Below are 15667 nucleotides of genomic sequence, written 5' to 3'. Positions count from 1 at the left end.
TCGGCGCGAAGTAGAACAACGTCGGCGCCACCGCCGCCTGGCTCATCCCGTTCTGACTGGCCGAAGCCATGTCCGACCAGTTCGTGAACGGGGTGAAGTTCATCGAACTGTAGTTGCCGTTCGACACATACGACCCGTACACCAGGTGCTTACCGTTGTAGACGACATTGGTGAAGTCCTTCAACGACACCCACCCCGACTTCGGGTTCGCCAGCACACCACTCGACGACCACCGGTACGACGAGGGCAGCGAGCAGTTCTGACCCGACGTCGTCACCGGAGCGGACGTCACCGGCGGACGGGTCGTGACCGGGCCCTGGGTGGTCGGCGCGGCGGACGTCACCGGCGGGCGGGTCGTCACCGGCCCGGCCGTGGTGGGGTTGGAGACCCCGCCCGTGCAGGTGACCCCGTTGAGCGCGAAGCTGCTCGGCACCGGGTTGGAACTCGTGAACGAGCCGTTGAACCCGAACGACTGGCTGCCGCCGGTCGGGATGGAGCCGTTGTAGCTGACGTTCGTGACGGTGACCTGCGTCCCCGACTGGGTGTAGGTGCCGTTCCACAGTTGGGTGATGGCCTGCCCGGCGGCGAACGACCAGGTCAGGGTCCAGCTGGAGATCGGGTCGCCCAGGTTGTTAACGCTCACATTGGCGCCGAACCCGCCCGGCCACTGGCTGCTCACCGAGTAGGTGACCTGGCAGCCAGCCGCGGCATTGGCGGAAATAGCGGTGGTAACGGCGGTTCCTCCGGCGGCGATGACCGAGACGGCCAACGCCACCCGGGACCACCTGCGACTCAGTCGCATGGGTGTCCTCCAAGGCAATGGTGAGATTCACGAGAGGTTCGCGGCTGTGCCCACGGGCCGCGCCTGTCGATGACCGGGCCACATCGGCTCCCGCGCGGATGCTTTCCGGCCCAGAGGCCAGATAGTCACGCGAACCGCCCGATAGCGTCAACGCGACCAGCGCACGAGGCCGGGCGCATCGACGGTCGCCAGCGCGCCAGGGCCGAACCGCCTTTCGCCAACCGTGTAAGTTTCGGCTCCCGGCCGCCCGTGAGCCCCCTTGGGCTGGGCAGCCGGAATGTCCGTCCACATTTGTGTTCTCCGACGGATGGCCGCCGAGTCGGCGAAAGTGGCGTGCCATTCGCCTGGAATTTACGGTTACTCGACCCGTGCCCGGATCAGGACAGTGTGCGCAGCACCCTGCCGACCAGCCGGTCCGCAGCCACATAGCCGTAGCGGCGCGAGTCGTCGCTGTGGTCCGCGTTGTCGCCGAGCACCACGAGGGCACCGGCCGGTACGACCTCGTGATCCACCTCGGCCAGCGCCGCTACGGCCGCCCGCGGGACCGGGTCGCCGGGCACCGCGACCGCCCGCTTGACCAGCCACTCCCCACCGCGCCAGGAGGGCGGCGGAAGGGCCGGGATCCCGGCGGCAACCAGCCGTTCCCGCTCGGCCGCCAACCGTTGCAGGTCGGCATCGCGGGGATCGGCGAACACCACCACGTCGCCCGGCGCCACCGCGGCCACGGCGCACCGCCGCACCAGGACCCGCTGGCCGTCGGCGAACGTGGGTAGCATGCTCTCGCCGCGCACCGTCACCACGACGTACCGGCGGCGGACGGCCACGGCCACGCACCCGGCGGCCACCAACGCCACCGCGACCGCCGTCACCATGCCAGCTCGCCCACCGGGGACGGCGCCCCGCCGTCGTCACCGACGGTGTCCCGGTATCCCCTGGCCTGCAGGCCGAACAGGGTGGCGTACCGCCCACCGGCCGCCATCAGGTCGGCGTGCCGGCCATGCTCCACGACCGTTCCGGACTCAAGGACCACGATGTGGTCGGCGTCGCGCACCGTGGACAGGCGGTGGGAGATCAGGACGCTGGTGCGCCCCTGCCGGAGATCGCGCAGGCTGGCGTGCAGCGTGTACTCGGCCTCCGCGTCCAACCCGGAACTCGGCTCGTCCAGGATCAGCAGGTCGCGGCGGGCGCGCAGCAGGGCCCGGGCCACCGCGACCCGCTGCCACTGTCCGCCGGACAGCGCCGTGCCGGACTCCGGCTCCGCCGGGTCCGCGAAGAACAACCGGGACAGGAACGTGTCGTACCCGCGGGGCAGGCGGGAGATCGGGTCGTGACAGCCCGCCAACCGAGCGGCGTGCTCGATCGCGGCCGGGTCGTCGATGCGCGTCACGTCCCCGACGCCGATGTTCTCGGCGGCCGTGAGGTCGTAGCTCATGAAGTCCTGGAAGACGACGCCGAGCCGGTCGCGCAGCTCCCCCGGGTCGAGGTCACGCAGGTCCACGCCGTCCCAGTGGACGCTGCCGCGCACCGGGTCGTAGAACCGGCACAACAGCTTGACCAGCGTGCTCTTGCCCGCGCCGTTGAGCCCGACCAGGGCGACCGACCCGCCCGCCGGGATCGTGAGGGTCACCCCGCGCAGGATCCACGGCTGGTCCTCGGCGTACCGGAACCAGACGTCGCGCAGTTCGAGGCCAACCCTCAAGGGCGGGCAGGGCAGCGGCTGGCCGCGCACCGGCAGGTCGGCCGGCTCCGACACGACCGCGCGGTAGTGGTCGAAGAGCAGCAACGCCTGCTGCACCAACCCGCTGCGCGCCACCGTCGCGGTCAGCGCGGCCTGCGTACCGGCGACGGCGGCGATGAAGAGGGTGACGTCGCCGGCCGTCAGCCGGCCCTGGCCCGCGAGCCGGATGGCCCACACCAACCCGCCCGCCGCGATGACCGAGCCGAGAACCGCGAGCGTCACGTGCCCGGCGAACGCGCGCCGGTCCACGGCCCGCTGCTCGCGATTGATCTGGGTCAGTTCGCGCAGCAACCGCCCGGCGAAGAAGTCCCCGAGACGGAACAGCCGCAGCTCCTTCGCCGCCTCCAGGCTGGACAGCAACGTGGTGTAGAAGACCTCGCGCCGCTCCGCCTGACTGATCCGCCACATCATCGCCGCCCGGCGGCGGGCCAGCGCCGTCTCCACCCACAGCGTGGGCACGACGGCGGCGCACACCACCGCCACCATCACGGGAGCGACCGTCAGGAGGGAGCCGACGAACCCGCCGAACGTCAGGATCCCCTGCACGATGCCGAATCCCCCGCTGACGATCTGGCCCGGGCCCGCCCGGCCGGCGTTCATGGCGAGCTGGATGCGGTCCTGGAACTGCGGTTGCTCGAGCCGGGCCAGGCCGGCCAGCCGGTTCACGGCCTCGTACAGCCGGGTCGTGACGACCACACGGAGCGCGCGTTCCAGGGCCGCGTCGAGGTAGCGGGAGACGGCCGCCTCAGCGCCGACGGCGACCCCGATGACCCCGAGCCCGACCGCGAGGAGCGTCAGCGACGCGTCCGGGGCGGCCGGCGCGGCCGTCAGCCGGTCGACGATGGCCCTGGTCAGTAGTGCCGCCGCCCAGCCCCAAACACCGGCCAGGGCGGTGAGCAGCACCTGGGCCAGCAACACACCAGGCGCGGCGGACCAGCACAGCCGCAGGGACGCGGCGAGGAGCCGGGCGGTTCCGGTGAAGCCGAGTCGGACCGTGGCCCGATCGCCACCCGGGCCGTCAGTCAGACCGGCCATCACACTGGCAACGGGACGGCGACGGCAACGAGCACGGCGGGCAGCACCTCCAATGGACCGTGGCCCGGTCCGGGTTGACGCGGTAGCGGACGGGCCGGCCCGGAACTGGCGCCGGCCCGTTCATCGCGGATCAGCAGCCGTTGTACCGCGCGCGGCAGCCCAGGCTCGTCGGGACGCCGTTAACGTACGTCCACCGCTCGTAGTAGCGGTAGCCGTTGAAGCAGTAGCAGTAACGGCCCCAGCTATCCGCGTTCGCGTCGGCCTCGGGCAGGAACAGTCCGATCGCCTTGTCGGCGGCCCGGCGGACAAGTGACAGCATGCGCATCTCCTCTGTCGATGGACGGGAGACCGGATGATAGATCGATCTAGATATAGGACGCCAGCGATGTCCGCACGGCTTCGAAACACCGTCCGCGGTGCCTAGGCCCTGCGGGCGAGCAGCTGAATTCCCAGGAACTGGCGCCGGTCCGTCGGCTCCGGCCGGGAGACCACCCGGAACACCTCGGCCAGACCGGCGTCGCCCAGCGTCGCGGCAAGGTGATCGGGCCACCACTGATAGGCCGGCGCCACCGAGTGGTCGTAGACCTGCGTCGGGCGCGACGGGCCGTCGCTGGCCGGAAAGCAGATCAGGAGGTGACCACCGGGTGCCAGCACCCGACGGAACTCGGCCAGGATCCCGGGCAGTTCAGGCGGTGGGGTGTGGATGATCGACCAGCGCGAGAGCACGCCGCCCAGTTCGCCGTCGGCGATGTTCAGCGCGGCCATCGACCCCAGGTCGAACCGCAGGGCCGGGTACGCCTGCCGGGCCAACTGGATCATGGCGGGCGAGGCGTCGACACCGAACACCGGCATCCCCAGCCCGGCGAGGTGAGCGGTGACGTAGCCGGGCCCGCACCCCAGGTCCGCGACCTGAGCGACCCCGCCCGCACGGACCACCTCGACGAAGGCGCCCAGGATCGCGCGTTCCAGGGGACTGTCCCGCAACGAGTCCCGGAACATCTGCGCATAGGTACCGGCAACGGCGTCGTAACCCTCCCGGGTGGCGCTGAGGGCGTCCAGTTCGACCATGTCCGCGACAGTAGTGGCGCAGGCCAGCGGGAGTGGCCCCGTCGTGACGGGAACGGACCGCGGACGGGTCGCGGAGCCGGTTCGTCAGGAGCGGTCAGGGTCCGGCGGCGCCGGCGAACGCCCGGATGAGTTCAATATCACTTCCCCAGCCGTCGAGGACGTCGGCGTGGCCCCGGCGACGGGCCAGGGACTCGACCGCGGGAAACAGACACAGCGGGGCCAGCCGGACCTGATCCGGCATGAGTACCACGCTCCAGGGGTCGGGCAGCGGGAAGTTCTCCAACTCCCAGCGCAGGTACTTGTTGTAGGGGCGGAGTCTGCCGTGCAGGGCGAAGACGGTCTCCAGCAACCAGGGCAGGCTCTCCTGCTCGTCGAGGAGCGCGGCATCGGCCAGGCCGTCCCGGCGGCTCTTGACGCATCGGTAGAGCTGATTGATGTACGCGTCCAGGTTGGCGCGCGCGAGCGGGACCGCCTCCTCAGCCGTGAGCGTCGCCTGCCGGTCGACCAGCTCGGCGATGCCCCCGCTCAGGCGGTCCAGCAGCACCTTCGCGCCACGAAAGGAATACCGTCGCCAATGCACGGAGGTGTCGGCCAGCGCCTCCACTGTGCAGACGACCTCGTCCAGCGTGCCGGTGCGGGTGCTGTGCCGCCAGGGCCGCGCCTGCTCGGCGACCACGACGGTCACGTCGAAGTCGGATCGGGCGGTCTGCGTGCCCCGCGCCCGCGAACCGGTCAGGATCACGCCGCGGACGCCGGGATCCGCGGCGGCGCGGGCGAGGACCTGATCGATGAGGCTCACCGTGGAGTCCTACCAGAACGCCACGGCGGTCCACCATCCATAAGCGGCCGCGTCACGCGCGCCGGGAGACGAGCGCGGCCTCCCGCTAGCCAAACGTTTATTACGAATAAGTGTAGAAAAATGCGATGAATCTGATTTGCTCCCTTCGCCTACGGTAGGCACCGACTTGGCCTTACGAGCTCGCTGGTCACTGTGTATGCTCCGATAACCTGATGGGCCGACGACGTCCCGCCAACCCATGATCACCGCACGCTGGCGTATGACGTTCATCCCGGGAGCCCGACACGTGACTCTCTCCGCAGCCCCGCACGCCCAGGGTCTCTACGACCCCACCAACGAACATGACGCCTGCGGCGTCGCCTTCGTCGTGGACGCACGCGGCCGCCGCTCGCACGCGATAGTCGCGGCGGGCATGACCGCGCTACGCAACCTGGAGCACCGTGGCGCCGCGGGTAGCGAGGTCAACTCCGGCGACGGCGCGGGAATTCTGATGCAGGTGCCGCACGAGTTCCTTCGCGCGGTCACCGGGTTCCCCCTGCCGGAGCCCACCGCGTCCGGGGAGCCGACCTTCGCCGTGGGCAACGCCTTCCTGCCCGCGGACCCCGACCAACGGGCCCTCGCCGTCTCGGTGATCGAACAGATCATCTCCGAGGAGCACGTCGAACTCCTGGGCTGGCGCGACGTGCCCACGGACGCGCAGGGCGCCGACCTCGGCCCGACGGCCCGCTCCGTGCAACCGCACTTCGCGCAGCTGTTCATCGCGGGCGGGGCCGGCCTGGCCCTGGAGCGGCTGGCGTTCGTGGTCCGGCGCCGGATCGAGCGGGAGACCCGCGAGCGCGGGGTCGACACCTACTTCTCCTCGCTGTCCGCCCGCACGCTGGTCTACAAGGGAATGCTGACCACCGACCAGCTCGGCACGTTCTTTCCCGACCTGTCCGACCCGCGCCTGGTGAGCGCGATCGCGCTCGTGCACAGCCGGTTCTCCACGAACACGTTCCCGAGCTGGCCGCTCGCCCATCCGTACCGCTACGTGGCGCACAACGGTGAGATCAACACCGTCAGCGGCAACCGGAACTGGATGCGCGCCCGCGAAGCGCTGCTCGAGAGCGACCTGATTCCCGGTGACCTCAAGCGGTTGTTCCCGATCTGTACGCCGGGGGCGAGCGACTCGGCGAGTTTCGACGAGGTCCTCGAACTGCTGCACCTGGGCGGCCGGTCGCTGGCGCACGCGGTGCTCATGATGGTCCCGGAGGCGTGGGAGAACAACCTCACGATGGACCCGGCGCGGCGCGCCTTCTACGAGTTCCACGCCTCCGTGATGGAGCCCTGGGACGGTCCGGCCTGTGTCGCGTTCACCGACGGGACCCGCGTCGGCGCGGTCCTCGACCGCAACGGCCTGCGCCCGGCCCGGTGGTGGCGTACCAGCGACGACCTCGTCGTGTTCGCCAGCGAGGCCGGCGTCCTCGACCTCGATCCCGCCACGGTCGTCGCGAAGGGCAGGTTGCAGCCCGGCCGGATGTTCCTGGTGGACACCGCCGCCGGGCGCATCGTCGACGACGAGGAGATCAAGTCTGAGCTCGCCGCCGAGCATCCGTACGCCGACTGGCTGCGGGCCGGCCTGATGCGGCTGTCCGAGCTGCCGGACCGCGAGCACGTCACCTATGACCACGAGGCGGTGCTGCGCCGCCAGCTCACGTTCGGGTACACCGAGGAGGAACTGCAGGTCCTGGTCGCCCCGGCCGCCCGCAACGGCGTCGAGCCGATCGGATCGATGGGCACGGACACCCCCATCGCGGTGCTGTCCGAGCGCCCACGACTGCTCTTCGACTACTTCAGCCAGCTGTTCGCGCAGGTGACGAACCCGCCGCTGGACGCCATCCGGGAAGAGATCGTCACCTCGGTCGCCCTCACGATCGGGCCGGAGCAGAACCTGCTCGCCCCGTCGGCGGCGTCCTGCCGTCAGATCGTCCTGCCGTTTCCCGTGCTGGACAACGACGAGCTCGCCAAGCTCATCCACATCGACGACGACGGCGACATGCCCGGGTTCAAGGCGATCACCGTCTCCGGCCTGTACCGGGTGCGCGACGGTGGCGAGGGCCTCGAGGCCCGGTTGCGGGAGATCTGTCAGCACGTCTCCGAGGCGATCAAGGACGGGGCGCGGCTGATCGTCCTGTCCGACCGCGACTCCACCGCCGACCTCGCGCCGATCCCGTCGCTGCTGCTCACCGCCTGCGTGCACCATCACCTCATCCGCGAGAAGACCCGCACGATGGTGGGTCTGGTCACGGAGGCCGGCGACGCCCGCGAGGTGCACCACATGGCCCTGTTGCTGGGGTACGGCGCGTCCGCCGTCAACCCGTACCTGGCCTTCGAGTCCATCGATGACATGATCGCTACCGGCGCGATCGCCGGCCTGGACCCGCACAAGGCCGCGAGGAACTACGTCAAGGCCATGGGCAAGGGCGTGCTGAAGGTGATGTCCAAGATGGGCATCTCCACGGTCGCCTCCTACATGGGCGCGCAGGTCTTCGAGGCGGTCGGCCTGTCCCAGGAGCTCGTCGAGCGGTACTTCACCGGGACGTCGAGCAAGCTCGGCGGCATCGGGCTCGCGGAGATCCACGCGGAGGTCGCCGCCCGTCACGCGCGTTCCTGGCAGGCGAACGCCACCCGCAGCGCGCACCGTCGGCTGGAGACGGGTGGCGAGTACCAGTGGCGGCGCGAGGGCGAACTGCACCTGTTCAACCCCGAGACCGTCTTCCTGCTGCAGCACTCGACCCGTACCCGGCAGTTCGAGGTGTTCAGCAGGTACACCGCGGCCGTGGACTCGTTGTCGCGCCGGGGGGCGACCCTGCGCGGCCTGTTCGAGCTGAAGGTCGGCGCCCGCCCGCCCGTACCGATCGATGAGGTCGAGTCGGTCGACAGCATCGTCCGGCGCTTCTCCACCGGCGCCATGTCCTACGGCTCCATCTCGGCGGAGGCTCACGAGACGCTCGCGATCGCGATGAACTCGATCGGCGGCAAGTCCAACACCGGTGAGGGCGGGGAGGACGTCGACCGGCTGTACGACCCCGCCCGGCGCAGCGCCGTCAAGCAGGTCGCCAGCGGACGGTTCGGGGTCACCAGCGAATACCTGGTCAACGCCGACGACATCCAGATCAAGGTGGCGCAGGGCGCCAAGCCCGGCGAGGGTGGCCAGCTGCCGGCACACAAGGTCTACCCGTGGGTTGCCCGGACCCGGCACTCCACGCCGGGCGTGGGCCTGATCTCCCCACCGCCCCATCACGACATCTACTCCATCGAGGACCTCGCCCAGCTGATCCACGACCTGAAGAACGCCAACGATCGGGCCCGGATCCACGTGAAGCTCGTGTCCGAGGTCGGCGTCGGAACAGTCGCGGCTGGGGTCAGTAAAGCGCACGCTGATGTCGTACTCATTTCCGGTCATGACGGCGGCACGGGCGCCTCGCCGCTGACCTCGCTCAAGCACGCCGGGGCGCCGTGGGAGCTGGGCCTGGCCGAGACTCAGCAGACCCTGCTGCTCAACGGACTGCGTGACCGGATCGTCGTCCAGGTCGACGGGCAGCTCAAGACCGGTCGCGACGTCGTCATCGCCGCGCTGCTGGGCGCGGAGGAGTACGGCTTCGCCACCGCGCCGCTGGTCGTCTCGGGCTGCATCATGATGCGGGTGTGTCACCTGGACACCTGTCCCGTCGGCGTGGCCACCCAGAACCCGGAGTTGCGCAAGAAGTTCGACGGCAGGCCGGAGTTCGTGGTCACCTTCTTCGAGTACATCGCCCAGGAGGTGCGGCAGTACCTCGCCGAGCTCGGGTTCCGCAGTCTCGACGAGGCGGTCGGGCACGTCGAGCTGCTGGACACCAGCCCGGCCATCGACCATTGGAAGGCCGCCGGCCTGGACCTGTCCCCGATCTTCGCGTTGCCCGAACTCCCCGACGGGACGTCGCGGCGGCAGGTCACCGGTCAGGATCACGGGCTGGACAGGGCGCTGGACAACACGCTGATCCAACTGGCCGAGGGCGCGCTCGCCGAGGGCCAACCGGTCCGCATCGAGCTGCCGGTCCGCAATGTCAACCGGACCGTGGGCACGCTGCTCGGCTCGCGGGTGACCCGCGCGTTCGGTGGCAAGGGCCTGCCGGACGACACCATCGAGGTCGTGCTCACCGGCACCGCCGGCCAGTCCTTCGGCGCGTTCCTGCCGCCGGGGGTCACGCTGCGGTTGTACGGCGACGCCAACGACTACGTCGGCAAGGGACTGTCCGGCGGGCGCATCGTCATCCGTCCCCAGGAGAACACGACGTTCGCCGCCGAAGAGAACATCATCGCCGGCAACACGATCCTCTACGGGGCGACCGCGGGCGAACTGTTCCTGCGCGGCCGCGTGGGCGAACGGTTCTGCGTGCGCAACTCCGGCGCGGTCGCGGTCGTCGAAGGCGTCGGCGACCACGGATGCGAGTACATGACCGGCGGTCGCGTGGCCGTGCTGGGCCCCACCGGGCGCAACTTCGCCGCCGGCATGTCGGGCGGTGTGGCGCACGTGCTGAACCTGGATCACTCCCTGGTCAACACCGAGATGGTCGACGTCGAGCCGCTGTCCGCGGAGGACGCCGTGGAGCTGCGGTCGATCCTGGAACGCCACTATGCCGAGACAGGTTCGGTGGTGGCCGAGGCCATCCTCGCGGACTGGTCGCGACAGTCGGCGGCGTTCTCGACGATCATGCCCCGCGACTACAAGCGGGTACTACAGGCAAGTCGCCTGGCCGAACTGGCCGGTCGCGACGTGGATGAAGCGATCATGGAGGCAGCTCGTGGCTGATCCCACTGGATTCATGAAGCACGACCGGGAACTGCCCGCGCGCCGACCGGTGTCGATCCGGATCTCCGACTGGCGAGAGGTCTATGAGCCGTTCGGGACCGGTAAGATCCAGACCCAGGCGAGCCGCTGCATGGACTGCGGAATCCCGTACTGCCACAACGGTTGCCCGCTCGGGAACCTCATTCCGGAGTGGAACGACCTCGTGCGTACCGACCGGTGGCAGGCGGCCGCCGACCGGCTGCACGCGACCAACAACTTTCCCGAGTTCACCGGGCGGCTCTGCCCCGCTCCGTGCGAGGCGGCGTGCGTGCTCGGCCTCAACTCCGACGCGGTGACCATCAAGCAGGTCGAGGTCGAGATCATCGATCGGGCCTGGGCCGAGGGCTGGGTCGCGCCGCAGATTCCGGCGCAGCTCACCGGCAAGAACGTCGCGGTGATCGGCTCCGGCCCCGCCGGGCTGGCCGCCGCCCAGCAGCTCACCCGCGCCGGGTACGGGGTCACCGTGTACGAGTCCGCCGACCGCATAGGCGGGCTGCTGCGCTACGGCATCCCCGAGTTCAAGATGGAGAAGCGACACCTCGATCGGCGGTTGGCCCAGATGGAGGCCGAGGGCACCCGGTTCGTCACGGGCGTCCACGTCGGCACGGACCTGTCCGTGGAGCAGTTGCGCGCGGACTTCGACGCGATCGTGCTCGCCACCGGGGCGACCGTTCCGCGGGATCTTCCGGTGCCGGGCCGCGAGCTGGCGGGCATCTATTCGGCGATGGACTACCTGGTCCCGGCCAACCGCGTGCAGCTCGGCGACCTGGACTCGTCGCCGATCGACGCGGAGGGCCAGCACGTCGTGATCATCGGCGGCGGCGACACCGGGGCCGACTGCCTCGGCACCGCCCACCGCCAGGGCGCCAAGAGCGTCACGCAGCTGGAGATCATGCCCCGGCCGGCCGACCTGCGCCCGGACTTCACCCCGTGGCCGACCTGGCCGTTGATCTACCGCACGTCCAGCGCCCACGAGGAGGGCGGCGAGCGCCTGTTCGCCGTCAACACCGAAAGGTTCCTGGGCGACGAGAACGGCCACGTGCGGGCGCTCGCGCTGCACGAGGTCGAGATGGTCGACGGCCGCTTCGCCAAGGTCGAGGGGACCGACCGCGAACTCCCGGCCGACCTGGTGTTCCTGGCGATGGGCTTCGTGTCCGTCGGCGACGCCGGCAAGGGCGGCTTCCTGGACACGCTCGGCGTGGAGGTCGACCCGCGCGGTCGGGCGGTCCGCGACGCGGGCTGGAAGTCCACGGCGGACGGCGTGTTCATCGCCGGTGACGCCGGACGCGGACAGTCGCTGATCGTGTGGGCCATCGCCGAAGGCCGGGCCGCCGCCGCCGCGGTGGACGCGTACCTGTCCGGGTCGTCGACCCTGCCGGCCCCGGTCCGTCCGGACACGGTCGCTCTCGCCGTACGCTGAACCCACCCCTGGGTCCTCGGGTGACTATCGGGGCGGCGCCCAGCAGGGTGCCGCCCCGGATTACGGTGAGCCGACCGCCGCCGTTCTCCACCGCCACCAGCCTGGCCTCAAGACCGAAGACCCGTCGCGATCGCGGCGGCTCAGGCGGCAGGAAGGTGCCCTCGCTGGCGAAGTCGGCCGATCCACCCCTGGGCAGTGTGCCGGGGAACGTTGAAGTGCTCAGCCAGGCCGTTCACGGACCCGACCTGCCGGTACGCGGAAACGACGTCGTCGATCGCCGGCATCTTGCGGTACATGCGAGACTTCCCGCCACCGGTCGAGGGCTCGGTCAGCTTCTTCCGGCCGGTCCGCTTGGGCACCTCGTCGGAACCCGCGGTGCGTCGCCTGCCGGTCGATGTGGACTGCTTCGCGGCCTTCACAGCTGCCCCACGGCGGCGTCGCGGCGGGGCTGGCTCGGCCGGCTCGGCCGGCGCCGCGGTCGGTCCGTCGGCTGGGGCCGGCCGCTCAGCGGCGGGGACGTGCGGTCGGGCAGGCAACTCGGCTGCGGGCAGGGGCGCCAGTTCGCCGAGCGAGCTGGAAAGCCACGCGAGTGCACGTGACCGGGCGGCCGGCTCCAACTCGACCAGCACCCGGTAGGCCGTCTCCATCGCCGCGAACTCAGCCAATGCCACAGGAGTTCCCTTCACAATCTGGTATTCGTCGGCTCACTAAACCCGAACGTGAGTGATGTTCGCAAGCTGACGTGACCCGACTATCAACCACCCACGCGCACTCACAGCTCTTGGTCGGTAGAGACCACACCGGACACGTCGTCCTTGCGGCGGCGACTTCGTGACCGTGCGCCAGCTCGCCGGCCGCGGTTCGCGGGCGCTGTGGCAGTCGCGGTCCTACGCGACGGCCCTGGCCGATCGCCATCCTCCTGGCGTGCGGAACGCGCTCGCCAAGAAAACACCAAGCCGACGGCACAGCACAGCGGGACACCATCAACGCATTGCCCGTCGGCCGGCGCGGCACAGGCGGCACAGCCGCACGCGCGCCGGCCGCCAACAAACAGAAAGAGCGGATGGGACGGAACGGGGGTCCACGACCGACCCGGACGATTACCCGAGGAAGCCGCGTGACGAGGCACTAGCCCGCGACGTTGTGCGGGATGACCACAACCACATTCTTCTCGGTGATCTCGCGAACCTGGACGCCCTCGGAGTCGCCGTTGGCCGGCACGGTGATCCGGTTGCCGCCGATGTCGAGGGTGACCATGCCGTCCTCCACCGCCACCAGCTTCGCCTCCAGGCCGAAGACCTTGGCCGACGCCTCCACGCCACGCTGGAAGGTCACCGTACATTCCTGAAGGTTGCAGCTGACGTCAGTGCCCTCGCCACTGCACCCCGCGAGAAGGGCGACCGCCAACAGCAGGGGCAGTGCAACCGTCCGGGCGAAAGCTCTACCAAGGTCACCAGCCATCACCCAACCGTACTGCCAGCTGTCGACCCGGCCCTCCGGGGGCGTACCCGTCCATCGCGATCGTGGACAGCGGACGTCACCCGGCCCTGGCGTCTCTCCGGCAACGCGCCGAGTTGCCCGGCGGACCCGCCCGGCCGCTCAATCTATGCTGGAGGGGACGCGATCGCGGCTCATCGAACCCGGGGGACGACAAGCGTGACGGAGATTGTTGGCCTGTTCCGGTATCCGCTCAAGAGCGCCCGGGGCGAGTCCGTGCAGGCCGTCCGCGTCGAAGAGAACGGCCTGTCGGGCGACCGGGTGTGGGCCTGTCTGGACCCCGACGACGGGACCGTCGCGAGCCTCAAGCATCCCGGCCGGTGGGGGGCGCTCCTGCGGGTCGAGGTCGCCACGGTGGGCGGCGAGGTCGTCCTGCGGGTCGACGGCGAACCCGCGGTCGCGGGGTCGGCCAAAGCCGACGCGCTACTGAGTTCCCTGGTGGGGCGGCCGGTCCGGCTGTCGCGCACCGGCCGCCCCGGGGCCCGGTTACACCGGCGGGTGCCCGACGAAGCGGGGCTCATCCCGGACTGGATGCGCCACGCCGCGCCCGGCGACGACCTGGTCACCACGCTCGATGGTCCGGCGTTCGGCGGGCGGTTCTTCGACGCCGCGCCGGTCCACCTGGTCAGCACCGGGCGACTGGCGGCGCTCGCGCGCCAACTCGGCCGCGACAGCGTGCCCGTCAGCCGATTCCGGCCGAACCTCGTGATCGACGCGGCGGACGACCCGGCCCCCGGCACGATGCTGCGCGTCGGGGACGCCGTCCTGGCGGTGACCGTGCCGACGCCCCGGTGTGTCGTCCCGGGGCTCGGCGAGGGCCAGGTGGACCGGCCGTTGCTGAAGACGCTCGCGGCACACCGGCAGGAGATCCGTGGGCTGGGCCGGGCCGCCTGCTTCGGCTCCTACGCCCACGTGCTCGGCGGCGGCGAACTACGCGTCGGCCAGGCCGTACAGGTGGCCTAGCGGTTGCGTCCGAACATCGGGTGCGGGCTCTCCTTCACCCGCAGGGGTTCGTCACTGAACCACTCGGCGCGGCGGATGGCGAGCATGGCCTCGCGCTTGCGCTCGCGGTCCATCCGGTCGAGGAACAGGACGCCGTCCAGGTGGTCGGTCTCGTGCTGCAGGCAGCGGGCCAGAAACCCGGACCCCACGATCTGGACCGGGTCACCCTTGAGGCTGAATCCGCGGGCCACGACGTTCTGGCGCCGGATCGTGTCGAAGTAGAGCCCGGGCATGGACAAGCAGCCCTCAGGGCCGTCCTGCTCCTCCTCGTCGGGGAACTCGAGCACGGGGTTCACCAGTTCGCCGCGCAGGCGGTCCACGTGGAAGACGAACATCCGCTGCAGGACGCCGACCTGTGGCGCGGCGAGCCCGGCGCCCTCCTCCCGGGCCAACGTCGCGTGCATCGACTTCGCCAACTTGGCCAGTTCGCGGTCGAAGTCAACGACAGGCGAGCACGGTTGCCGTAGGACGGGGTCACCGAACAGGCGGACGGACGTGTCGATCACGCGCTAACTCCCTGAGGTGAGGATTACTCCGACTTACCCAGAAATAGTAGTCAGATTCCGTTCAGCGTGGCGGTGAGCACCCGCATAGTCTGCGCGAGCCCGGGTGCCTGGCGGAAATAGAAATGCCCGCCCGGCACGACATGCCGCTGGAACGGCCCGGTGGTGGCCTCGCGCCAGCCCAGCAGGCGAACCGGGGCCACGTCGTCCTCGCTGCCCGCGAGCGCGGTCACCGGTACCGGCAACGCAGCGTGGCCTCGCCAGCGGTAGGTCTCGTAGACGGCCAGGTCGGCGCGGTAGGCGGGCGCGGTCAGTTCCATGAGTTCCTGGTCCAGCAGGGCCGACTCGTCGATGCCGCCGTAGCGCTGCTGCACCAGGCGCATGAGCTCGATGTCGCCCAGTGTGTGCAGCCGCGCCTCGTCGCGCTCCTCCCACGGCGCCCCGCAGGCGGACACCACGAGATGCTCGGGCAGCGGCAGGCCCAGTTCGGCCAACCGGACGCTGACCTCGTACGCCACCAGCGCGCCCAGGCTGTGGCCGAAGAAGACGTACGGCGGGCGGAAGGCCACCTCCGTGACGATCGCCGCCACGAGCGGGTCCATGCTGTGCGGGGCCGGCTCGGCGAGCCGGCGGCCCCGGGCGGGCAGGTGCACGACCCGGATCCCGGCGGGCAGCTGGTCGGCCCAGCGCAGGAACTCGCCCGGCGCGCCGCCGCTGTGCGGGAAGACGAAGACCCGCGGGCCTCGCTCGGAGCGGGCCCGCCGGTCGCGCAGGATCCACGGGGTCTGCGGCCGGTCGTGGATCCACTGGAGACAGTGCTCCCGGCTGCCCGGGCCGTGGACGACCGCCCACCCCGGCGGCACCGGCCGCTCGGCCGGCCACACCGACCACCGCTCGTACCCGTTGCGGACCACCCGGAACGCGCTCACAACG

13 protein-coding genes are annotated in these 15667 nt (G+C 70.4%); 3 read left to right on the top strand and 10 right to left on the bottom strand.

Features of this window, described 5'->3' with window-relative positions; translation table 11 throughout:
• The 6 genes from ABD191_RS21930 to ABD191_RS21905 form a co-directional block, all read right to left on the bottom strand.
• On the bottom strand, positions 1 to 802 hold an 802-nt coding region (locus tag ABD191_RS21930), incomplete at its 3' end, for a cellulose-binding domain-containing protein (RefSeq protein ID WP_425560803.1).
• A gap of 377 nt (positions 803 to 1179) precedes the next feature.
• Positions 1180 to 1674 carry a S26 family signal peptidase gene (locus ABD191_RS21925; RefSeq protein ID WP_344085196.1) on the bottom strand — a complete coding sequence of 165 codons (495 nt, stop codon included), beginning with the start codon at positions 1672 to 1674 and terminating at the stop codon, positions 1180 to 1182.
• Positions 1668 to 3575: an ABC transporter ATP-binding protein gene (locus tag ABD191_RS21920; RefSeq protein WP_344085193.1), complete on the bottom strand. Its 1908-nt coding sequence runs from the start codon at positions 3573 to 3575 to the stop codon at positions 1668 to 1670. The genes ABD191_RS21925 and ABD191_RS21920 overlap by 7 nt, the downstream gene beginning before the upstream one ends.
• A gap of 130 nt (positions 3576 to 3705) precedes the next feature.
• Complete coding sequence (locus ABD191_RS21915) at positions 3706 to 3894, bottom strand: hypothetical protein (protein WP_344085190.1); 189 nt, start codon at positions 3892 to 3894, stop codon at positions 3706 to 3708.
• A gap of 101 nt (positions 3895 to 3995) precedes the next feature.
• A complete protein-coding gene (locus ABD191_RS21910) occupies positions 3996 to 4643 on the bottom strand; it encodes a class I SAM-dependent methyltransferase (RefSeq protein ID WP_344085187.1) in 648 nt (215 codons plus the stop codon).
• Positions 4644 to 4737: 94 nt separating this feature from the next.
• On the bottom strand, positions 4738 to 5442 hold the full coding sequence (locus ABD191_RS21905; RefSeq protein WP_344085184.1) for a nucleotidyltransferase domain-containing protein: 705 nt from the start codon (positions 5440 to 5442) through the stop codon (positions 4738 to 4740).
• A gap of 286 nt (positions 5443 to 5728) precedes the next feature.
• Between ABD191_RS21905 and gltB the strand changes: the two genes are divergently transcribed.
• Together gltB and ABD191_RS21895 are read left to right on the top strand one after the other, a co-directional pair.
• Entirely contained in the window at positions 5729 to 10273 is a 4545-nt protein-coding gene (gene gltB / locus ABD191_RS21900) for a glutamate synthase large subunit (RefSeq protein ID WP_344085181.1), read from the top strand.
• Positions 10266 to 11732: a glutamate synthase subunit beta gene (locus ABD191_RS21895; protein WP_344085178.1), complete on the top strand. Its 1467-nt coding sequence runs from the start codon at positions 10266 to 10268 to the stop codon at positions 11730 to 11732. The genes gltB and ABD191_RS21895 overlap by 8 nt, the downstream gene beginning before the upstream one ends.
• Positions 11733 to 11872: 140 nt before the next feature.
• On the opposite strand, the gene ABD191_RS21890 is transcribed toward ABD191_RS21895, so the two are convergent.
• Both ABD191_RS21890 and ABD191_RS21885 read right to left on the bottom strand, forming a co-directional pair.
• Positions 11873 to 12403, bottom strand: a complete 531-nt coding sequence (locus ABD191_RS21890; RefSeq protein WP_344085175.1) for a hypothetical protein — start codon at positions 12401 to 12403, stop codon at positions 11873 to 11875.
• Between the two features lie 457 nt (positions 12404 to 12860).
• Entirely contained in the window at positions 12861 to 13067 is a 207-nt protein-coding gene (locus ABD191_RS21885; RefSeq protein ID WP_344085172.1) for a hypothetical protein, read from the bottom strand.
• A gap of 321 nt (positions 13068 to 13388) precedes the next feature.
• On the opposite strand from ABD191_RS21885, the gene ABD191_RS21880 reads away from it, so the two are divergent.
• The gene (locus ABD191_RS21880; RefSeq protein ID WP_344085169.1) at positions 13389 to 14192 is read left to right on the top strand and encodes an MOSC domain-containing protein; all 804 of its coding nucleotides are present in this window, start codon (positions 13389 to 13391) and stop codon (positions 14190 to 14192) included.
• Here ABD191_RS21880 and def read toward each other — a convergent pair.
• Both def and ABD191_RS21870 read right to left on the bottom strand, forming a co-directional pair.
• Complete coding sequence (def, locus tag ABD191_RS21875; protein WP_344085166.1) at positions 14189 to 14737, bottom strand: peptide deformylase; 549 nt, start codon at positions 14735 to 14737, stop codon at positions 14189 to 14191. The genes ABD191_RS21880 and def overlap by 4 nt on opposite strands.
• A gap of 50 nt (positions 14738 to 14787) precedes the next feature.
• Positions 14788 to 15663: an alpha/beta fold hydrolase gene (locus ABD191_RS21870; protein ID WP_344085163.1), complete on the bottom strand. Its 876-nt coding sequence runs from the start codon at positions 15661 to 15663 to the stop codon at positions 14788 to 14790.
• Positions 15664 to 15667 lie beyond the last annotated feature (4 nt).

Source organism: Luedemannella helvata (assembly GCF_039528415.1).
Classification (GTDB): domain Bacteria; phylum Actinomycetota; class Actinomycetes; order Mycobacteriales; family Micromonosporaceae; genus Luedemannella; species Luedemannella helvata.
The sequence above is the reverse complement of the archived record's forward strand: the minus strand, read 5'-3'. Positions and strand labels throughout refer to the sequence as shown.